This is a genomic window from Actinomyces sp. oral taxon 897 (genome assembly GCF_002999235.1).
Taxonomy (GTDB): Bacteria; Actinomycetota; Actinomycetes; order Actinomycetales; family Actinomycetaceae; genus Actinomyces.
This window is the reverse complement of record NZ_CP027236.1, coordinates 2,654,550-2,675,038: the sequence shown is the minus strand read 5'-3', so window position 1 is coordinate 2,675,038 and position 20,489 is coordinate 2,654,550. Positions and strand designations below refer to the sequence as shown.

14 protein-coding genes are annotated in these 20,489 nt (G+C 71.1%); 7 read left to right on the top strand and 7 right to left on the bottom strand.

The window, feature by feature from the left end; genetic code table 11:
- Nucleotides 1-111: 111 nt before the first annotated feature.
- Nucleotides 112-720 carry a DUF1269 domain-containing protein gene (locus C3V41_RS10545; RefSeq protein ID WP_106110216.1) on the top strand — a complete coding sequence of 203 codons (609 nt, stop codon included), beginning with the start codon at nt 112-114 and terminating at the stop codon, nt 718-720.
- 109 nt (nt 721-829) lie between these two features.
- On the opposite strand, the gene ilvD is transcribed toward C3V41_RS10545, so the two are convergent.
- A complete protein-coding gene (gene ilvD / locus C3V41_RS10540) occupies nt 830-2,713 on the bottom strand; it encodes a dihydroxy-acid dehydratase (protein WP_106110215.1) in 1,884 nt (627 codons plus the stop codon).
- A 1,828-nt stretch (nt 2,714-4,541) separates the two neighbouring features.
- Between ilvD and C3V41_RS13210 the strand changes: the two genes are divergently transcribed.
- A complete protein-coding gene (locus tag C3V41_RS13210) occupies nt 4,542-5,618 on the top strand; it encodes a hypothetical protein (RefSeq protein ID WP_106110214.1) in 1,077 nt (358 codons plus the stop codon).
- A gap of 371 nt (nt 5,619-5,989) precedes the next feature.
- Here C3V41_RS13210 and C3V41_RS10530 read toward each other — a convergent pair whose 3' ends face one another.
- Nucleotides 5,990-6,397 (bottom strand): FKBP-type peptidyl-prolyl cis-trans isomerase, encoded by a 408-nt coding sequence (locus C3V41_RS10530; RefSeq protein WP_106110213.1) that lies wholly within the window; start codon nt 6,395-6,397, stop codon nt 5,990-5,992.
- Nucleotides 6,398-6,717: 320 nt separating this feature from the next.
- Complete coding sequence (locus C3V41_RS10525) at nt 6,718-7,698, bottom strand: Bax inhibitor-1/YccA family protein (protein ID WP_106110212.1); 981 nt, start codon at nt 7,696-7,698, stop codon at nt 6,718-6,720.
- A 292-nt stretch (nt 7,699-7,990) separates the two neighbouring features.
- Here C3V41_RS10525 and C3V41_RS10520 point away from each other — a divergent pair, with 292 nt between their 5' ends.
- From C3V41_RS10520 to C3V41_RS10505, 4 genes are all read left to right on the top strand, one after another.
- Nucleotides 7,991-9,016 (top strand): ABC transporter ATP-binding protein, encoded by a 1,026-nt coding sequence (locus C3V41_RS10520; RefSeq protein WP_106110211.1) that lies wholly within the window; start codon nt 7,991-7,993, stop codon nt 9,014-9,016.
- A 27-nt stretch (nt 9,017-9,043) separates the two neighbouring features.
- A complete protein-coding gene (locus C3V41_RS10515; RefSeq protein WP_174714773.1) occupies nt 9,044-9,868 on the top strand; it encodes an ABC transporter permease subunit in 825 nt (274 codons plus the stop codon).
- Between the two features lie 438 nt (nt 9,869-10,306).
- The gene (locus C3V41_RS10510; protein ID WP_254423575.1) at nt 10,307-12,079 is read left to right on the top strand and encodes a sensor histidine kinase; all 1,773 of its coding nucleotides are present in this window, start codon (nt 10,307-10,309) and stop codon (nt 12,077-12,079) included.
- A 77-nt stretch (nt 12,080-12,156) separates the two neighbouring features.
- Nucleotides 12,157-12,780: a response regulator gene (locus C3V41_RS10505; RefSeq protein WP_254423749.1), complete on the top strand. Its 624-nt coding sequence runs from the start codon at nt 12,157-12,159 to the stop codon at nt 12,778-12,780.
- Nucleotides 12,781-13,021: 241 nt separating this feature from the next.
- Here the strand turns inward: C3V41_RS10505 and pth are convergent, their stop codons facing one another.
- The 3 genes from pth to C3V41_RS10490 all read right to left on the bottom strand — a co-directional run bounded on the left by pth (nt 13,022) and on the right by C3V41_RS10490 (nt 16,317).
- On the bottom strand, nt 13,022-13,615 hold the full coding sequence (gene pth / locus C3V41_RS10500; protein WP_106110210.1) for an aminoacyl-tRNA hydrolase: 594 nt from the start codon (nt 13,613-13,615) through the stop codon (nt 13,022-13,024).
- 175 nt (nt 13,616-13,790) lie between these two features.
- A complete protein-coding gene (locus tag C3V41_RS10495) occupies nt 13,791-14,384 on the bottom strand; it encodes a 50S ribosomal protein L25/general stress protein Ctc (protein ID WP_106110209.1) in 594 nt (197 codons plus the stop codon).
- Nucleotides 14,385-15,195: 811 nt separating this feature from the next.
- Nucleotides 15,196-16,317: a hypothetical protein gene (locus C3V41_RS10490; RefSeq protein ID WP_129591574.1), complete on the bottom strand. Its 1,122-nt coding sequence runs from the start codon at nt 16,315-16,317 to the stop codon at nt 15,196-15,198.
- Nucleotides 16,318-16,611: 294 nt separating this feature from the next.
- On the opposite strand from C3V41_RS10490, the gene C3V41_RS10485 reads away from it, so the two are divergent.
- Nucleotides 16,612-17,787, top strand: a complete 1,176-nt coding sequence (locus C3V41_RS10485; RefSeq protein WP_254423574.1) for an LCP family protein — start codon at nt 16,612-16,614, stop codon at nt 17,785-17,787.
- 805 nt (nt 17,788-18,592) lie between these two features.
- Here the strand turns inward: C3V41_RS10485 and C3V41_RS10480 are convergent.
- Nucleotides 18,593-20,434 carry a polysaccharide biosynthesis tyrosine autokinase gene (locus C3V41_RS10480; protein ID WP_129591573.1) on the bottom strand — a complete coding sequence of 614 codons (1,842 nt, stop codon included), beginning with the start codon at nt 20,432-20,434 and terminating at the stop codon, nt 18,593-18,595.
- Nucleotides 20,435-20,489 lie beyond the last annotated feature (55 nt).

Here is a 20,489-nt window from a genome sequence, read left to right as displayed (position 1 = left end):
ACGTCGAGGACCTGGAGCCGACGCGGCCGACAGACGGGCCGCCGGCAGCCTCTTGGCAGGCTGCCGGCGGACAGCCAGTCAGCGGACAACCAACAGGCAAGGAGCCTCATTATGGCAGACACCAACGTCATCGCCGTCACCTTCCCCGAGGAGTCCAAGGCGTACCAGGCGCTCAGCGAGCTGCGCCAGGCCTCCGACGCGGGCCGCCTGGACCTCGTGAGCGCCGCCGTCGTCAGGCGCGCCCCGGACGGGCACCTGTCCGTCCCCGAGCAGGAGGACGCTACCGGCGCCGCCGGGACCGCCACCGGCGGGCTGGTCGGCATGCTCATCGGCGTCCTGGGCGGCCCCCTGGGGATGCTCATGGGCTGGGGCGCGGGCGCGCTGGTCGGCGGCCTGCTGGACATCGACCGCGCCGAGCGCAGCGCGGACGTCCTCACCGAGTTCGGCCAGGCCGTGCCCCCGGGCCAGACCGCGCTGCTGGCCCAGGTCACCGAGTACGCCACCGAGGTCGTGGACGGGCAGGTGTCCGCCCTGGGCGGCACCGTCTACCGCCGCCCGGTTACCGAGGTCGTGGCCGAGCTAGAGGCCGCCAGCGCCGCCGCGGAGGCGGCCCAGGCCGAGGCCCGGCGGGTGGTGCGCGAGCAGAAGCGCTCCGAGCGCAAGGAGAAGCTCGACGAGCGCCTGGCCTCGCTCAAGACCAGGCTGCGTATCGGCGACTGAGCGACGCTCCCCCGGGGCCCGTATTAGCTGCGGGCCCCGGGGCCTGGGGTAGGGGCGTCCTGGCAGGGGCGCCAGCGCGCCACCCCAGGCACCCGGGTGCGGGCGGTCCTTACAGCCCCAGGAGCTCGCGGCTGCGTACTGCCCCCAGGTCGGCGCTGGTGGCCAGCATGGCGTAGGCGCGCAGGGCGGCGGAGACCTTGCGGGGGCGCGCGGTGTGCGGCCTCCAGGCGGCCTCGCCGCGGGCCTCCTCCTCCCGGCGCCGTCGCTCTATCTCCGCCTCGTCCAGCCGCACGGAGATGGAGCGGGCGGGGATGTCAATGTCAATGACGTCGCCGCTGCGCACCAGGCCGATCAGGCCCCCGGCCGCCGCCTCCGGGGACACGTGCCCGATGCTCAGCCCCGAGGTGCCCCCGGAGAAGCGGCCGTCGGTCAGCAGCGCGCACTCCTTGCCCAGGTGCATGGACTTAATGTAGGTGGTCGGGTAGAGCATCTCCTGCATGCCCGGCCCGCCGCGCGGCCCCTCGTGGCTAATGACCACGACGTCGCCGGACGCCACCTTCCGGCCGAGGATCCCGGCCACGGCGTCCTCCTGGGACTCAAAGACGACGGCGGGCCCGGAGAAGGTCAGGATGGACTCGTCCACCCCGGCGGTCTTGACAATGCACCCCTTCTCCGCGATGTTGCCAAAGAGGACCGCCAGGCCGCCGTCGGCGGAGTAGGCGTGCTCAATGTCGCGGATGCAGCCGCCTGCGCGGTCGGTGTCCAGGGACTCCCAGCGGGAGGCCTGGGAGAACATCTCGGTGGTGCGCACCCCGGCCGGGGCGGCCAGGTAGCCGGTGCGCACGGAGTCGGCGACGCCCGAGCCGGGGACGCCGTCGGGGCCGGGGCGCGCGACGTCGTAGGCGGCCAGGACCTCGCCCAGGGTGGAGCGCAGCACGTTGGTGGTGGAGGTGTCCAGCAGGCCGCCGCGGTCCAGCTCGCCCAGGATCCCCATAATGCCGCCGGCACGGTGGACGTCCTCAATGTGGTACAGGTTCGTCGACGGCGCCACCTTGGCCAGGTGGGGCACCCGTCGTGAGAGACGGTCGATGTCGGCCATGTGGAAGTCGACCTCGGCCTCCTGGGCGGCGGCCAGCAGGTGCAGGACGGTGTTGGTGGACCCGCCCATGGCGATGTCCAGGCTCATGGCGTTCTCGAAGGCCGCCTTGGTGGCGATGGAACGGGGCAGGACGGAGACGTCCCCGCCCTCGTAGTAGGCCCGGGTGATCTCCACGACCTGGCGGCCGGCCCGCCTGAACAGCTCACCGCGGTCGGCGTGGGTGGCCAGCAGGGTGCCGTTCATGGGCAGCGCCAGGCCCAGGGCCTCGGTGAGGCAGTTCATGGAGTTGGCGGTGAACATCCCGGAGCAGGAGCCGCAGGTGGGGCAGGCCAGGCGCTCAATGGCGCTAATGGTCTGGTCGTCCACGGTGGGGTCGGCGGCGTCCATCATGGCGTCAATGAGGTCGAGCTTGCGGGTGGTACCGTCGGCGGCCACCATCTTGCCCGACTCCATGGGCCCGCCGGAGATAAAGATCGCGGGGATGTTCAGGCGCATGGCCGCCATGAGCATGCCCGGGGTGATCTTGTCGCAGTTGGAGATGCACACCAGGGCGTCGGCGCAGTGCGCGGAGACCATGTACTCCACGGAGTCGGCAATGAGGTCGCGGGACGGCAGGGAGTAGAGCATGCCGTCGTGGCCCATGGCGATACCGTCGTCGACGGCGATCGTGTTGAACTCCTTGGCCAGGCCCCCGGCGGCCTCAATCTCCTTGGCCACGAGGCGGCCGACGTCGCGCAGGCCCACGTGCCCGGGGACGAACTGGGTGAAGGAGTTGGCAATGGCGATAATGGGCTTGCCGAAGTCGGAGTCCTTCACGCCGGTGGCGCGCCACAGGGCGCGGGCGCCCGCCATATTGCGGCCGTGGGTGGAGGTGGCGCTGCGGTACTGCGGCATGTGGCGATCCTTTGCGGACGTGTCTGACGGGAACGGCGTCGCAGGAGCCGACCGGGGCCGACGCTTCACGACGCCGTGTCGTCCCCAGCGTAGTCTGCGGCACGTGGCCGCGACGCGCCACAGGTGCCACCGAGGCTCGAGGAGGCAACCGCGCAGCACCCGCGCCTGTTCCCGGGCCCGTGGGCAGGCCGCCCGACCCCCTGACCGCGACGCCCCCCGCCCCGCGCTCCTACCCGACCGCGACGCCCCCGCACCACGGCGGACAGTGCGCCGCCCCTGGTCCCACGCCGGGACCTAGGGGCGTCAAACGGCGGTATCACGCCGTTTTCCAGGCACCTGACCCGGTTGCGCGCAGCCTGCCTCGTAGCGGGTGGGCCGCTGGCACAGGGGATCAGCCCGCGAGCTGGCGACTACGCAAGAAAAGGACGAGGCGACAGGGGTGAGACGCAGCACCTTGGCGTCGCACCGTGCGTCCCGCTGACGTGTCCGGGCGGCCAGGAGGGGCAATTGCGTGACGTACGTCTTGCGTCACCCTCCCCGGGCGGCCGCTGTGCGCCTTCCGCCACCGGGCCGGCGGCCACCGCGCCACTAGGTGCATTAGGACTCTCCCACCACTCATAGGTAGGCCCTCCGCCCTCGGGCCAGGGAGCGCCCCGAATCTGCTAGGTTGATTAAGGGCACAAGCCGTCGAGTGCCATCGCACTCCTGCGCAGGTCAGGGAACGTCCAGCGCCGCTCCAACCCCTTTAGCACGGGCAGGGTAGAGCCTGTCTGCGGGTCTCGAGGCTCCTGGGCGCGCTGGCGAGAGCGACATGCGGAGACATTTTGTGCGAAGCGGGACATTTTGTGCACAGGGTAACATTTTGCACAGAAAGTGACCTGGATTCGTTACTTTCTGCGCAATCGGTTACCCTGTGCACAAAATGTTCCCCTAGACGCCGCACAGGTTCTCCCCGCCAGGAGAACCACCCTCGACCCGACCTCACCAGGTACGGCGCGAGCAGGGCAGGAGCTGGCTGCGGGGGCCGGGGTGACCGTGGCACGGTTTCCAGGTTGCGCGAGTTCTTACAGATCTCACAGGTTATTGATCCTGCCCTCTGCCCGACCCCGAAATACCCGTACAATCCCGCAGACCCCCGGGGCAGCCCCTACAGGAACCAGCGCAGTCTGCGAGAACTCGTGCAGTCTGCGAGAACCAGTGCAACTCGGAGGCCGCAACGACCAGCCCTGTGAACCACTTCCCTGTCCTCGCGGCAGAGGCCCTGCTGCTCCTGTGGGACTACCTCGACCCGGCGGCCGCCTCCCTGCCCTCGCGGGAGGCCAGGGCAGTGAGAGGCGTGCCCACGTGCACGGCCGCCTCCCCGTCCGGGGGTCTGCCTTCGGTCGGCGCTCAGACTGGCAACATCGCCCCCCGTCCTCACATGAGAAGGAGTGACTCAGGACACCATGGTACGGACGGCGGCCATCACCTCCCCGTCCTGGCGGCAGGTAACCCCACGGCAGGGGCGTCGGCAGCCAGGCCGCCAGGGCACCCCCGTTCTCACGACGAATAAGTACCGTTCTCACGAGCAACAAGTACCGTTCTCGCGAGCAATAAGTACCGTTCTCGCGAGCAATAAGTACCGTTCTCGCGACGAATAAGTACCGTTCTCACGGAAGGGGCGGGGCCTTGGGCCCTGCTCGACTGGGTGGCCCGCGTCCAGGTGTCCGCGGTGTCGCGGTGACGTGAGACATACCATGACCTCGGGTGCTCTCCTGGAGACCACGCCTTCGTTAGGCTTCCCTCAACTCCATCCTGTTCTCCGCGCCCTGAAACGAGAGCCTCTCCCATGCGACGTCGTCCACTCACAGCGGCCACGGCCGCAGCCGTCATGGTGGCAGGAAGCGTCCTGCTGGCCCCCACCGCCGCCGCCGACCAGCCGACCCTGGAGTGCGCCGACGGCTTCATGTGCTCCGACCCCGGCCACTTCGGCAGCCTCACGGCCGCCTACGCCGACACCCAGCCCGCCCCCGCCACGACCTGGGGCAGCCCCCGCGTCAGCCTGCTGGACTCCCCGGCCGACGCCCTGGACGTGGACCCGGGCGCCGAGGTCACCCGGAGCTACGGCATTGAGATCCCCTCACAGGCCGCGGGCTCGCAGCGCTCCGTCTCGTTCCTGGTCAGGAACGGCTCGGGCGTGTTCGCCAACCCCGCGGACATGCGCTTCCACATTACTGACGACGCCAGCCAGGAGCTGACCGGCGGCACCTGCGAACCCGAGGAGCAGAAGCTGGACCCGGGTCAGGAGACCACCGTGACCTGCACGGTCCCTAACTCCGGCACCAGGCTCACGGCCTACCGCCGGGGGAACTTCGGCGGGGAGGTCCTGTCCGCCTGGAAGCTGGGCTCCCAGACGCCGCCCGCCCCTCCGGCCGCGCAGGCGCCCGCCACCCCGCCCACGGTCACCGTCGACGGCCAGACGGTCACCGGGACCGTGGAGGACGGGGTGTGGAAGGCCAGCTTCGACGTGACCTACACGGCCCCCGACAGCTACGGAGCCGAGGCCACGCACACCCCGGACGTCGTCGTGGACGGCACACCGATCCAGTCGCCGTCCTTCCGTATCACCACCAAGACCGCGCCAGCCCCGGACCCGGCCCCCAACCCCGAGCCCGAGCCCGAGCCCAACCCTGCTCCCAACCCGGCACCGGCCCCCAACCCGGCGCCGAACCCCGACCCCAAGGCGCCGGACCCGGCTCCCGCCCAGCCCGCCCCCAATGAGCCCGCTCCCGTCCAGGCAGCCTCCACCCAGGACTCAGAGGGCCTGGCCATGACCGGCGTACAGATCGCCGGTGTGCTGTGCATTGCACTGGGGCTGACGGCCACGGGCCTCCTCCTGGTGCTCAGGCGGATGCGCCGGTCCTAAGGGGGGTAGCCGAGCGGGCCCGGGGCGGGCCGTCCTATCCGACCCGCCCTGGCACAGGGCCCGGCCGCGCGCCCAGCAGCAGCACCCAGGCCCATCTGGCCCTGGAGTGTCGGCTAGGCCCGGCCGCGCGCCCAGCCGCGGGGTGCCGCGACCGGGGCACTGAGGGCGCCCCGCGGCACCCGCTCAAGGCGGCCTCCCGAACCGGGCGGCCTCCCGAACTGGGCGGCCTCCCGAACTGGGCGGCCTCCCGAACTGGGCGGCCTGGCACAGTGGTCATAAGAGGTCCTTCCTCTGCAGCCCTACCCGAACGAACCGGGGCGGCCCGGCACCACAGTGGTGCCGGGCCGCCCCGGTCTGTCAGGGGCTGGTGGTCACATGACGCCGAGGATCTCGGTGACGAAGACGAGGGTGTCCCCGCCCTTAATGCCGGCCTGCGGGACGCCGCGCTCCCCGTAGCCGAGCTCGGCGGGGATGGACAGCAGCAGGCGCGAGCCCACGCGCTGGCCCACCAGGCCGTCGTCCCAGCCGCGGATCACCATGCCGACGCCGACCTGGAAGTCCAGCGGCTGGTGGCGGTCGTAGGAGTTGTCAAAGACCTGCCCGTCCCAGACCTGACCCAGGTAGTGGGTGACGACGGTGTCCCCGGCCTCGACCACCTGGCCGTCCCCGGCGTCGAGCACCTGGACCTGAAGGCCTTCAGGGGCCTGCGGGCCGGGGAAGGTGAGAACGGGCTTGGTGCCCTTAGCGCCCTGAACCGAGGGCATACTGGTACTGCTCATGCCCGCGAGCCTACGGGACGACGCCGAGCTCACCGTCCTCCTTGGCCCAGCGCGAACTGGCTTTCGGGGACAGGGCGGGCCATCGACTAGAGCTTCCCCGTAGAGCCTCCCCCGAGACGCCCAGCTCCGAGGACGAGGCGGACCAGCGCACGGCCCGCGGCAGAGGCCACCGTCTCGGGGCGGCCCGTCCAGCCGCTCGCGTTAAGCGCGACCCGCCCCGCGGCAGGGGCCACCACCCGCGCCACCCAGACGTGCCGCTACAGACAGCGGTCCGCCCGGCTACCAGCCGGGCGGACCGCGGTGCGAGGCAGGCGCGGGCCTCAGTTGTCGCGCAGAATGGCGAGGATGCGCAGGAACTCCACGTAGAGCCACACAATGGTGACCACGAGCCCGAACGCACCGGCCCAGGCGTAGCGGGTGGGCAGGCCGCCCTCGACCCCGCGCTGGATGGCCTCAAAGTCCATGGCCAGGCTCACGGCCGCCATGACCACCACGACCAGGCCCACAATGACGCCCAGCGGGATGCCCATAATGGTGACGCTGCCGCGCAGGCCCCACGGGTCGGTGACGGCACCGGTGGCCATGAGGACCAGGTTGACCAGGCTGAAGAGCAGGTAGCCGCCCATGGCGATGAGCAGGATGCGGGCCACCCGGGCCGAGACCCGGAAGTTCGCGAACTTGTAGGCGCACAGCATGACGACGAAGGTGGCCGCCGTCGCCCCCATGGCCTGGATCACAATACCGGGGTAGAGGTAGTTCATGACGCCGGAGAAGGCCCCGAGCATGGCGCCCTCACAGGCGGCGTAGGCCATAATGAGGGCCGGGCTGGGCTCCTTCTTGAAGGAGTTGACCAGTCCCAGGACGAGGGCGCCGATGGAGCCCAGGATCATGACCAGGTAGCCGACCCCCATGGTGGCCCTGTTGGTGGCCAGCATCCAGGACAGGGCCCCCGTGCCCAGGATGACGGCAAACATCCCGGCGGTACGGACAATGACGTCGTCGTAGGTCATGCGCCCGCGGTCGACATTGGTGGCGCTGGGCGCGGCGTACTGGGCCTCCAGGCCGGCGACCTGGTTCGGGCTCACCTGGCCGTAGCCGGGGTAGCCCTGGGCGGGCGCCTGGCCGTAACCCGGGTAGGTCTGGGTGGTTGCCTGGCTGTAGCCGGGGTAGCCCTGAGTGGGCGCCTGGCCGTACTGGGCACCGGGCTGGTAGCCGGGCATGGCGGGGTAGCCGTTGGGGGTGGTGCCGACGCCCCCCTTGCTGTTGAAGGCTGGGCTACGGTCGAAGAAGGGATTGCTCATTGGTGTCGGTCCTCTCAGGGGCTGATGTGCCCCGTCCACATGGGGTCAACAACCCTATCCTGCCGCACATTCCTGGGAAAGACCTCATACCCGGCCCCTCTCCTCCTGTGGGAGGAGGCTCCTCCCCCACGGGGCCCAGAAGGCCCCCGCCAGGTTCATCCCGCACTCCGATGATGGCCCCCTTCCCCGCCTCCTAGCCTTGGGGACGTCAGCCCGGGAGCACCCCCAGGTGAAGACCTCAGGACCTGCCAGGACGCCACCTGCACCCACCTCAATGAGAGCAGCACCGCACATGATTGAAGCCCATGACCTGACCAAGCGTTACGGCGACAAGACCGCCGTGGACCACATCTCCTTCACCGTGGAACCCGGGACCGTCACCGGCTTCCTGGGCCCCAACGGCGCGGGCAAGTCCACGACCATGCGCCTCATTATGGGACTGGACCGTCCCACCTCGGGGACCGTCACCGTCAACGGCAGGCGGTACCGCGACCTGACCGCCCCCCTGTGCGAGGTCGGCGCCCTCCTGGACGCCAAGGGCCTGCACGGCTCCCGCTCCGCCCGTTCCCACCTGACCCAGCTCGCCGTCTCCAACGGCATCCCCCGCTCCCGGGTGGGCCAGGTCCTGGAGCTGACCGGGCTGACGGGCGTGGCCAAGAAGAGGGTCAAGGGGTTCAGCCTGGGCATGGGCCAGCGCCTGGGCATAGCCGCCGCCCTCCTGGGCGACCCCCAGGTGCTCATCTTCGACGAGCCCGTCAACGGCCTGGACCCCGAGGGGGTCATCTGGGTGCGCGAGACCTGCCGACGCCTGGCCTCCGAGGGACGCACCGTGTTCATCTCCAGCCACCTCATGAGCGAGATGTCCCAGACGGCCGACCACCTGGTGCTCATCGGCCGCGGTCGCATTATCACCCAGGGCCCGGTGGACGAGGTCATCTCCCGCGCCACCTCGGACCAGGTGCGGGTGGCCTCCCCGCAGGCCACGGAGCTGGCCGCCGCCCTGAGCCGGGCCGGGATCGCGGTCCAGTCCCCCGAGCGGGGGGTCCTGACCACCAGCACGGCGCCCGCCGCCAGGATCGGCGAGATCGCGGCGGCCTCGGGGATCGTCCTGCACGAGCTGACCACTATCCACGCCTCCCTGGAGCAGGCCTACCTGGAGCTCACCAACGGGGAGGTCGAGTACTCCACCGGAGCCCCCTCAGGACCCGCCGGGGGCCACGACACCCACCCCGGCCACGCCGCCCCCGGCAGGGCCACGGGTCCCACGGGCCAGGCCCGACGCGGGCGCCCGGCCGGGACCACCCCCACCACCCACTGACCGCACGACGTGAGAAGAGAAGACACTATGAGCACCGCCGTCGCACCCGGCACCCGGACCGGCCGCATTAACGGACGCCAGACCTTTGGCCGGGCCATCGCCGCCGAGTGGGTCAAGCTGCGCACCCTGGCCTCCACCTGGATCACCTCCGTCATCGCCGTGGGCCTGGCGGTCCTCATCGGTGCAGGCCTGTCCATCGTCGCCTCCTCCGACAGCAAGGAGCTGCTCGCTGACCAGGCCCCCGCCCTTATGGTGGCAGGCATCACCTTCGGTCAGATCGCCATGGCGGTCCTGGGCGCCCTCATTGTCACCGGGGAGTACTCCTCGGGCCAGATCCGCTCCTCCCTGGCCGCCGTGCCGCACCGCTGGCGCCTGTTCTGGGCCAAGAGCCTGAGCATCGCCGTCTGGGGCTTCCTGGCCGGCGTCCTCTCGGTGCTCCTGACCTGGGCGATCTCCGCCCCGTTCATGGGAGACAAGGCCCCGTCCTTCGGCGACGCCAGGGTGTGGGGCCTGGTGTGGGGCTCAGGCCTAGGCTTCGCCACCATCTCGCTCATGGCCCTGGGACTGGGCTTCCTTATGCGCTCCACGGCGGGCGCCACCACCGTGGTGCTCACCCTGCTGTTCGTCATTGACATCCCGCTGCAGATCGCTGGCAGCCAGTGGCACTGGGCCGAGGTCCTCAGCCACCACACACCTCTCGTGACGTCCCCGGCGCTGGCCGACCCCTTCAATATCGCCCGGCGCTACTCCGAGGGCGCGCCCACGCACACCATGGCCATAGTCACCTTCGTGATCTGGGCCGTCGTGCCCCTGCTGGCGGGGTGGATCACCTTCTCCAAGCGGGACGCCTGAGCCCCCGCCACCCCGCCGCCCTGCTGGCCAGCTGGCCCCGGAGGCAATGTACCTCTGGACCAGCTGGCACAAGACCCACCGACCCCGGAGGTGACCATGACCGGCTCCCAGCGACAGGCCCCGGACGTCCTACCGCTGGGAGCCGTGCGTGCCGCCCTTATGGCAGCCTCCGCACCGGCGCCCGGCCACCCCGGGGACGCCTACGCCCCGGACAACCGCGCGCCTGTGTACCCCGTCCCGGTGGGTCCGCCAGCCGGGGACCAGCCGGGCCCCACGACGCCGAGGGCCGTGAGGCCGGGTGTCGTGGGGCCCAGTGCTGTGAGGCAGGGCGTCGTGGAGCCCGGTGTTATGGGGCCGGGAGCCGCGCCACCAGGTCCCACGGCAGCGTGGCCCCCTCCGCCCTGCGCCACGACGTCGGCACGTGAAACACTGGTCCCGATGACCCCCGCTGACCCCGCCCTCGAGACCCCGGTCGCCGCCCCCGTCCTCCCCGGCCCCGTGGGCAGGTGGCTGCGCTCCCACCCCCGGGCGGCGGACTCAGGCCTGGCCCTCTTCGTGTTCCTCCTCGGCTCACTGTCCACCGTCCTCCAGGCCCAGAACCCCCTGGCGTTCCAGGCCATTGGCGTACCCGGCCTGGTCCTCCTCGCCCTGGCCCAGACGACCGCCGGGACCGCTCTGGCGCTGCGGCGCATCCGCCCCCTGACCACCTGGGCAGTAGTCATCCTGGTCATGCCCGTCACCGAGATCCTGACAGTGCTGGTCCTGGACCCGGAGAAGAGCGCGCTCCTCTACGTCTCGAGCATGCTCATGCTCACCCTGCTCATAGGCGTGCCGCTAATGCTGGGGACCCTCACCGTGAGGGTCAGGACCCGGTGGGCGTGGCTGGCGTGGGTCGCCTCTACGCTCGCGGTCCAGGTCCCCCAGATAGTCCTGGAGCGCTACACGTTCCTCGAATCCGCCATGACCCTCATAGCGCTGGCACTCGTCAATATGATCGGCGTGCTCGTGGGGCTCAACGCCCGCTCCCAGAGGCAGCGGCTGGCAGAGGTGGAGGCCCGCTCCGCGCGCGCCTCGCTGGAGCGCGAGCAGACGGCGCTCCTGGCGGCCGCCAACGAGCGCAGCCGGATCGCCCGGGAGATGCACGACGTCGTCGCCCACTCCCTGGCCGTCATGATCACCATGGCCGACGGCGTCGCCGCCACCATTGACCGCAACCCGGAGATGGCCAAGGAGGCCCTGGGGATGCTGGCCGAGACCGGCCGCAGCGCCCTGGCGGACACGCGCCGCCTGGTGGGGGTGCTGCGTGACGACCCCGGCGCCACCTCCGCGCCGTCAGGACATCCAGGGGCGGCCGGAACCTTCCCCGGGCCCGTGGCGGCCGAGGCCGTCGGCACCACCCCCGCCCCGGCCGGTCCCTGCACGCCCGGGCCCACGGGCGAGGCCACCAGGACCCCGATCGGCACCACCATGCTCAATGCCGCGTCGTCCGCTCCCGCGGGCGAGGCCACCGGGTCCCCGAGCGGGCTCAGCCCGACCGGCGCCCACGACGGCCCCGGTCCTGGCCCCGCCAGCGCCCCTGCCGGACCCACCACCCCGGCGTCGGGCGGCCTCGGGCTCGACCGCCCCCTGCCCGACCCGGCCCCCCGGGAGCCCGAGACGCGGGCGGTACCCTTGCCGGAGTTCGCCCCGCCCGGGACGGTGCCGCCGGTCGAGCCCAGCCAGGCCGTGGCCCACCTACGTACCCAGGCCACCGACGTGGACCCCTCCACCGGTGACACCCCCCTGTCCCCCGCGCCGGAGCAGTCGGACCTGCCCGTGCTCATTAGGCGGTTCCAGGTCGCGGGCGTCCCCGTGGACTACACCTGGGAGGGCCGGGCCCTGCCAGGGGACAAGGGGCTCCAGCTCACGCTGTACCGGATCGCGCAGGAGTCGCTCACCAACATCCTGCGCTACGCCCCCACCACACCCCGGGTCACCGTACGTGTGGAGCGGCACACGGGGACGGTCGTGCTCACGGTGGAGAACCTGTCCGCCCCGGGAAGCCGCCCCGTGCACGGCAGCGGCAAGGGCCTGATCGGCATGCGGGAGCGGGCGGCCGTCTACGGTGGGACCGTCCAGGCCGGACCCACCCGGACCGGGTGGCAGGTCCGGGCGGTGCTGCGCTGGGAAGAGAACGACGAAGGGAGCCCCTCGTGGCAGATACCCCACTGACCCAGTCCCACGACGCCGCCACGGCACCGGCCGACGGCAGGCCGGTGCGCGTGGTCCTGGCCGACGACCAGGCCCTCATGCGCATGGGCTTCCGCATGGTGCTCGACGCCGAGGAGGGCATTGAGGTGGTGGGTGAGGCCGCCGACGGCCACGCCGCCCTGTCCCAGGCGCGCGCCCTGCGCCCCGACGTCATCCTCATGGACGTGCGCATGCCGGGCATGAACGGGATCGACGCCACCGCGGCGATCACCGCCCAGTGCCCGGGCACGCGGATCCTCATCCTGACCACCTTCGACCTGGACGAGTACGCCTTCGCCGGGCTGCGCGCGGGGGCCAGCGGGTTCCTGCTCAAGGACACCCGCCCCGCCGAGCTCGCCGAGGCGGTGCGTACGGTGGCGGGCGGTGAGGCCGTGGTCTCCCCGCGCATTACCCGGCGCATGCTGGAGATGTTCGCCGGGCAGCTCCCCTCCGACGGCGGGGCCCAGAGCGCCCCGGACCCCCGGATCGCCTCCCTGACCCCCCGGGAGGGGGAGATCCTGGTGCTCATGGCGCAGGGCCTGTCCAACGCGGAGATCGCCGCCCACCTGGTGGTCTCCGCTACGACGGTCAAGACCCACGTGGGGAATGTGCTGGCCAAGCTGGAGGTGCGCGACCGGGTCCAGGCCGTCGTCGTGGCCTACGAGACGGGGCTCATGTCCTAGCCTGGCGTCAGCCCTTTCCGACTCGCCGCGGACCGCCGGACAGCGCCTGTGGCGGTTGCCCGTCCCGGCCCCTCCTGGACGACTCGCCGCCGTCACCAGGACAGCGCCCGTGGCGGTTGCCCGGCGGTCCGCCTCTCCCGGGCGCCCACGTCCGGCCCTTGCCCGGGGTTCCCCGGGCTTGACGGGGCCAGCCTCTCCCGGAGTACCCACGTCCGGTTCCTGGACGCCTGCGCCCGGCACGTCAGGGGGCGTGCAGGACGGCCTGGGCCCGCTCAAACCCCTTAAGCACCACGGCCTGGACGGCGTCGGCCGCCTGCTCCAGGGTGACGCCCCACTGGGCCCGGGACCGGGGCGGCAGGTCGGTGAGCACGAAGTCGGCCACGTCCTGTCGTCCCGGCGGGCGCCCGATCCCCACCCGCAGGCGGGCGTAGTCGCGTGTCCCCAGGGCCTGGGAGACCGAACGCAGCCCGTTGTGACCGCCCTCACCGCCACCGCGCTTGAGACGCAGGGTGTGCTCGGGCAGGTCGAGGTCGTCGTGGATGACGAGCAGGCGCTCAGCCCCCAGGCCGTAGAACTGCGTCAGGGCCCTGACCGGCCCCCCGGAGACGTTCATGAACGCGGTGGGCTCCGCCAGGACCGCGCGCGGCCCGGGCGCCCCACCGGGCAGGAGCCCCAGCCGGACCTCGGCCACCCGGGCGCGGGTCCTGTGCCGTGACAGGGTGGCCCCGGTACGCCCCACCAGCAGGTCGATGACCATACGGCCGATATTGTGGCGGTTGCGGGCGTACCGGGGCTCAGGGTTGCCCAGGCCCACGACGAGCCAGGGCGCGCTCACGGCAGGACCCCGGGGTGGGGACCAACTGGGCTACAGCGGGTCTGCCCGGGCCTTCGGGTCTGCCCAGCGCGCCTGGCGTACCCGGTGCGGCTGGCGTACCGGCAGGCGCTGGCACCGCCTGGGCACGTACCCGCCGCGACGGCGTCGCCCGGGCAGGTGGTGTCGGGGCAGGCCCTCACTGGGCCTCGGCAGCGTCGGCGGGGGCCTCGGTCTCCTCGACGACGGTGTTGTCCTCGGTGATATTGACAATGTCGGTCTCGGCCTCCGTGACCGCCTCCACGCCCTGGGGCAGGGTAAGGTCCGCGACACGGATGGCGGTACCGGCCTGCACGCCGGTGACGTCTACCTCAATGGTCTCGGGGATGCTGGTCACCGGGGCGGACAGGAGCACGTGGGCGAGCTCGATAATGTGCATGGTGGAGGGCACGGCCTCACCGATGACGGTCACCGGCACCTCGACCTCGACGCGCTCGTTGCGGTTGACCAGGAGGAAGTCCACGTGCTGCACGCCGGGGCGGATGGGGTGGCGCTGGACCTCCTTGGTCAGCACCAGAAGGGGCTGGCCCTCCACGGACAGCTCAATGAGGGCGTTCTCGTTACCGCGCAGGGCCATGCGGGTGGCGTGCTCGTCCAGCAGCAGGTGACGGGGCTCAGCGCCGTGGCCGTAGACGACGGCGGGGACCTGCCCGTCACGGCGGGCCTGGCGGGAGGCGCCCTTGCCCAGGCGGGTGCGGTTGGTGGCGGTGAGCTTAATGGCGTTGTCAGCCACGGGTTCTCCTCGGGTCGGCGCGGGGAGGGCCCCGCGGGTCGGTGGTCCGGCGGGGCGCGAGGACGCGCAGCACCCTGAGGCACCACCACGTCGATCACGGATGCACGCACGCGCGTGTCCCTCGCCGGGGTATTACCGCGATCCTACGGGACGACGTCGTCCCAGGCCCTCACGGGCGCGGTGAACCCAGCCACCCCTCCGCCCGCCCCTCTCTCTTCCGCGAGAACGGTACTTGTTCGTCGTGAGAACGGTACTTGTTCGTCGTGAGAACGGTACTTGTTCGTCGTGAGAACGGGGGTGCGCCGGTGCACCTGCCGCACCTGTGTCCTGACCGACGCAGACGCGCGGGGCCAGCAACCTCCCGGCCACAACCTCCCGGCCAGCTCTGACGCCTGCCCTACCTGGTTCGCGTCGGGATCTGACTGCGTTCGCCGGAGACGTGCCCCGTGTGCCGAGAACGTACCCTGGAAGGGCATCTAGGGTACGTCTCCGGTGACCGGGGCAGGTCCCGGGCGGGTGGTGAGGCTTGTGGGACGGCCGGTGCAGTGGTGTGGAGAACCGGGAGCGGGTCCGAAGAGCCGGGCGTCCGCGTAGGCCGGGACATTCCTGGGAGCCTGCTGTGAGCACCCCGTTCTCACGAGCAATAAGTACCGTTCTCACGACAAACAAGTACCGGTTTCACGGGAAACAAGTACCGTTCTCGCGACGAACAAGTACCGGTTTCACGGGAAACAAGTACCGTTCTCACGAGCAATAAGTACCGTTCTCGCGGAGAGGGGCGGGCGCCGCGGTCGGCCGGGCCCGCCCCACCTCAGCACAGGCGGATGACGCCGCCGACAATGAGCGATATGAGAGCCTCCTCCACCAGCAGCCGGGCACGCGGGTGGCCCCCCAGCCGCTCCACGACGGCGCGGTGGATCACCTCCATGCCCGTCGGCTCCTGGCAGGCGAGCCAGATGACGGCACCCGCGCCCCCCAGCGTCACGGGCAGCCGCCCGTAGAGGAGCACCACGGCGTCCTCGGTGACCACGGCGTCGGTCCAGGTGGTGCGCACAAAACGGTCCCCCTCCGCGAGCGGGCCGCAGTCCTGGCCGCTGAGCGCGGTGTGGGCGTCACCGGCCCCCGGCACGTGGGTGAAGGAGGCAGGCGCCGCCTCACAGGCGGGCAGGCCAGCCAGGAGGGAGGCACACTCCTCCTGGCTGGAGAAGTTCAGACGCCAGGGCCCGCCCGCCAGGGTCAGGGCCTGGGCCAGGGTCAGGAGGGGGGAGGGCAGGGCGAACAGGGAGGAGGTCTGGGCGATGACCGGCTCCATGATCTCCTCCAGCCTCATGGGCACCAGGGTGTTGCCGCTCCTGACCCGCTCGGCCAGGACCAGGGCGCCCAGGGGCGTGGGCGAGGTGACGGCCTCCAGGCCGAGGGCCGACGGGGAGTGGTCCACCTTGGTGCGCCTCGCCTCGGGTCCGACGACGGACAGGGGCTTGGGGTAGGGGATGACGTCCAGGGTCCCCGGGGTAATGACGAGGGTCTCGTCGGTCACGTAGCCGAACCGGTTCCCCAGGACCGAGCAGAAGGTGGTCTTACCTGTCCCCGAGGGCGCGATGACGCCCACCACGCGCCCGTCGGGGGCGCGCAGGCCCGCGGCGTGGAGCATGAGGTAGTCACCAGCCGCCTTGCTAATGAGCCACCGGGTCAGGTGCTGGGAGACGCAGTAGGTCACGTCCCTCTCCAGGGTGTGCAGGACCAGGTCGTGGGGCCGGGCGCTGGCTGCAGCCGAGGGCGGCAGGACCGTGACTGAGAACGGGGCGGGGGCAGGGTCCCTGTCCGACGCCGTCGTGGCGCAGGGCAGCCACGCGTCCTCAAGCCTCTGGGCGACCGGCAGCGGGAGCTGGGAGAGGTCTAGGTCAACGGTCTGCCCCATGAGTGTGAGAAGCACAAGAGCTCCCTCAGGGTCGGGGGTGCGAACACGGTGATGATAGCGTGACGCGTAGGCCGCCGCGCTGCGGCCTGTCTCCCGGGCCACCGTCGGCCCAGCGTCATCGTCCGCCGCAACAAGCCCTTCGAGAGGTCATCCGTGTCTGACTCATCCTCCGATCGTCCCTCTCACGTCCGTCCTTCGGACCACGGCCCCTCCGGCGAGGGCCCACACGGCAGTCCCGCCTCCGCCGACCGGCCTTCCTCCGATCGTCACCCTCGCAGAGCCGATCGGAGGACCCGGCGAACCGCCGAGGTGCCCCTGGACGACGCCTCCAACGAGCTGTTCATGGACCGCCTGGAGCACTCCGCCCCCCTGTTCGAGGGCCCCCCGCCCCAGCGCAAGGAGATCTCGGCCAGGCACCACCACCACAGGCGCCGCCCCTGGGTGGTCCGGCACAAGGCGGCCACGGTGCTGCTGGTGCTCCTGGCGCTCATTGCGGGGACCGGGATCGGGCTGGTCCTGTTCATCCGCAGCCTCCTGGGCGGCATCGAGCACCTGGGCGACCCCTTCGCGGGCCTGGGGAGCCGCCCTCCCTACGCCACCGGCGCGGCCGGCCAGCCCGTCACCTTCCTGGTCCTGGGCTCGGACTCCCGGATCGACTCCAAGGATCCCTCCCAGTGGGAGGTGGGTGCCCAGCGCACCGACACGATTATGGTCATGCAGATCAGCGGGGACCGGAAGAGGGTCAACGTTATGTCCATCCCGCGCGACTCCTGGGTGACGATCCCGGCCAACGACGTCGTGGACCACGACTCGCGGGCCAAGATCAACGCCGCCTACTCCTGGGGAGGCCCCACGCTGCTGATCCGGACGGTGGAGAACGTCACCGGGATCCATATTGACCATTTCGCCATTGCGAATTTTGAGTCCTTCAAGGCCCTGACCGACGAGCTGGGCGGGGTCGATATCACCCTGACCCAGCCCCTGGACCTCACCGGCAGGCAGGACGCCGCGAGCTCGGACAACGTCCTGGCCCCCGGGGCCCACAGGCTCACCGGCGAGCAGGCCCTCGTCTACGCCCGGGAGCGCTACACCCTGCCGGACGGGGACTTCGGCCGTATTAAGCGCCAGCAGAACTGGATGCGCTCCATCCTCAAGGCCGCGGTCGACGGCGGGACTCTCACGGACCCCGTGAAGCTGGCTGGCCTCATTGAGACGGTGACCAAGACGGTGGCCGTGGACGACGCCCTGACCACCTCGGCCATGATCGACCTGGCCAGCTCCATGACCGGGATACGCAGCAGCAACGTGAACTTCTTCCAGGCCCCCGTCCAGGGCATCTCCACCAGTGCTGACGGGCAGTCGATCGTGCTGCTCGACGCCGTCACCCTGGCCGAGGTGTCCCGGGCCTTCCAGACGGACTCGATCAGCCAGTACGTGGCCGAGCATCCCGACAAGCTCAATGTGCTGGGAGGGGTGGTGAACTGACCGCCCGCCCTGCCCCCGCCTCCCGCGAGAACGGTACTTATTCGCCGCGAGAACGGTACTTGTTGCCCGCGAGAACGGTACTTGTTGCCCGTGAGAACGGTACTTGTTGCCCGTGAGAACGGTACTTGTTGCCCGTGAGAACGGTACTTGTTCGTCGTGAGAACGGGAGGCCTGCTTCAGGGCGACGGCGTCCTCCGGCACAGGAAGCCGGGGTGCGCTACCTACGTGGTCTCCTAAAGTGGTCTCGGTCGCTGCCGCTCTGGTCCTGCGCGCCCCCCAGCCTGAGGGCCCAGGACGAGAGAGGCGCTCCCTACCGCATGGCTCCGGACGGGACATTGTCTCGGGGCTCCCAGGCGGCGGGTGCTCCCCGCCACACCAGGGCTCCGGCTACGGAGAGCTCGCAGGACGGGTGACGCCACGGGGTGCTCCCCGCCACGCCAGGACCTCGGAGCCGCTCAACGGGTCTTTGAGGACTGGTCACGGCGCTCCCCCGGCGTACCAAGGCCCGAGGGGCGGGGTGTCGGGGTGGTTGCCCGCGGTGGCGTGCTCCCCGGCATGCCAGCATCTGAGCGGATAGTGGGGCCGTGACCCACCCGAACGGATAGTGGGCCCGGCCCCCGGGCAGGGCCAGCCCAGGACCTCATGCCGCCATGTGAACCGGCCACCCGGCCACGCCCCCGTTCTCACGAGCAATAAGTACCGTTCTCACGGCAAACAAGTACCGTTCTCGCGACAAACAAGTACCGTTCTCACGACGAACAAGTACCGTTCTCGCGAGGCGGCCGGGCAGGAGGGCCGGGGGCGGTCAGGAGGCGGCTGGGACGTGCTCCTGGGTCTCGGCGGGCTCCTGGTGGCGTGTGTGCCGACGGCCTCCCGGCAGCAGACGGCGCCAGCCCCGTGGCCGCTCGCCGTAGTAGTAGTGGTGCCCGTAACTGCCGTAGCCGTAGCCGTAGTAGACCGAGCCCATGGACCGGCGCGAGGCGCGGTTGAGCACCACCCCCAGCAGCCGGGCGTCAACCTGCCCCAGGATCTTGCCCGTCAGGCGCGCCTGCTCCTTGTAGGTGCCCCCGACCTCGAAGGTGAGGATGGCGCCGTCGGCCAGGGCCGACAGGAGCGCGGCGTCGGTCACCGGCAGGAGCGGGGGGGCGTCCAGGAGCACGACCGCCTCCTGGGAGAGCCTGTCCAGCAGGGCCTTCATGCGCTGGGAGCCCAGGAGCTCGGAGGGGTTGGGCGGGATCCGCCCGGCGGGGATGACCCTGAGGTGGGGGTGGCCCTTGACGAACTGGGCGACGTCGGACACGGGCACGTCCCCGGCCAGGACCTGGGTCAGGCCCACTGAGCCGTCAATGTCGAAGATGCGGTGGACCACGGGCTTGCGCAGGTCGGTGTCCACCAGGATGGTGCGCTGCCCGGAGGCGGCGAGCATCTGCGCCAGGACCGCCGAGATGGTGGACTTGCCCTCCCCGGGGTTGGCGGAGGTCATGACAATGGCGCGCGGCGGGTTGTCCACGTCCACGAAGCGCAGGTTGGTGCGCAGCAGGCGGATGGCCTCGGCGGCCTGGCCCAGGCCGTCCACGTTCCTGCGCCCCTTGGCGCTCAGGTCGGTGGAGCGGGGCACCACGGCCAGGACCGAGGACTGGAGGATGTCCTCAATGTCGGAGTTGTGGCGGATCTTGTTGTCCAGGGCACGGCGCAGGAAGGCGACGGCGAGTCCCAGGGCCAGCCCGCCAGCGCCCCCCATGCCGGCGAGCTTGGTGGTGTCGGGGGAGAAGGGGGCCCCGGGCAGCTGGGCGGGCTCCAGGGCGACCAGGCGGGTCTGGCTGTTGTAGGTCTCGTCGGTCGGGGCGGCGGTGGCGGGAGCCGCGGGAGCGGCCTGCCCGGCCTGCCCAACACCGGCCTGCCCGACGGCGGCCTGCGGCGCGCCGGCCACGGCGGGCACGAGGCTCGCCCCGGTACCGGCCACGGCGGGCACGACGCGCGCCTGGGCGTCGGCGGCTGCGTCCTCCTTCTCCTCACCGGTGCCGTTACCGCGGCCGGGGGTGGAGCGCCTCTCACCGGTGCCCGGGTTCGCGCCCTCGTCCTGGTTACCGCCCCTGGGCTCCTCCTGCCTGGGCTCGGGGGTGGCGGGCTCAGGGGCGGCAGGCTGCTCGTCAGCGGGGGACGGCGTGGAGGGCTGGTCGGAGCCGGCTGCTGGGGGCTGGGCGTCAGCAGGCGACGGGCTCTGCCCGGAGCCAATGGCCTCCAGGGAGGCGATGTAGCTGCCCAGGGCGGGGATGGCGGCGTTGGCCAGGTCCCGTGCCCGGCTCGGGTCCGAGGAGACCGCCGTAATGGTGACGATCGGGGAGGACGGCTCGGCCGCGCCGGTGAGGGAGCCGCCGAGATCCTGCAGACCCAGGGACTGGGACACGGACTGGGCCACGGCCGCCGAGCCGGCGAGCTTGGCGAACACGCCCGCCTTCTGCTGGGCCACGGAGTTGGCGCTCCAGGCGTCCGTGCCGGCGATGACGATCGTGGCCTGCGCGGAGCTCTGGTAGAGCTTGGGCTGGGTCTTGGCGTACCCGAAGCCCAGGAGCCCCCCTACGACGACGCAGCAGATAATAAAGACCGCGTTGACCTTCATCAACCGCAGAAAGTCCTGAATGGTCACGAGGGCAGCTTCCCTTCCTGGTCTGCACTGGGGCCGGGGGACCCGTGACGGCCTA

Excerpts from the sequence above, each read along its gene's own strand:
- C3V41_RS10545 (WP_106110216.1), top strand. The coding sequence starts at position 112 with ATGGCAGACACCAACGTCATCGCCGTCACCTTCCCCGAGGAGTCCAAG.
- ilvD (WP_106110215.1), bottom strand. The coding sequence starts at position 2,713 with ATGCCGCAGTACCGCAGCGCCACCTCCACCCACGGCCGCAATATGGCG.
- C3V41_RS13210 (WP_106110214.1), top strand. The coding sequence starts at position 4,542 with ATGCGACGTCGTCCACTCACAGCGGCCACGGCCGCAGCCGTCATGGTG.
- C3V41_RS10530 (WP_106110213.1), bottom strand. The coding sequence starts at position 6,397 with ATGAGCAGTACCAGTATGCCCTCGGTTCAGGGCGCTAAGGGCACCAAG.
- C3V41_RS10525 (WP_106110212.1), bottom strand. The coding sequence starts at position 7,698 with ATGAGCAATCCCTTCTTCGACCGTAGCCCAGCCTTCAACAGCAAGGGG.
- C3V41_RS10520 (WP_106110211.1), top strand. The coding sequence starts at position 7,991 with ATGATTGAAGCCCATGACCTGACCAAGCGTTACGGCGACAAGACCGCC.
- C3V41_RS10515 (WP_174714773.1), top strand. The coding sequence starts at position 9,044 with ATGAGCACCGCCGTCGCACCCGGCACCCGGACCGGCCGCATTAACGGA.
- C3V41_RS10510 (WP_254423575.1), top strand. The coding sequence starts at position 10,307 with ATGACCCCCGCTGACCCCGCCCTCGAGACCCCGGTCGCCGCCCCCGTC.
- C3V41_RS10505 (WP_254423749.1), top strand. The coding sequence starts at position 12,157 with ATGCGCATGGGCTTCCGCATGGTGCTCGACGCCGAGGAGGGCATTGAG.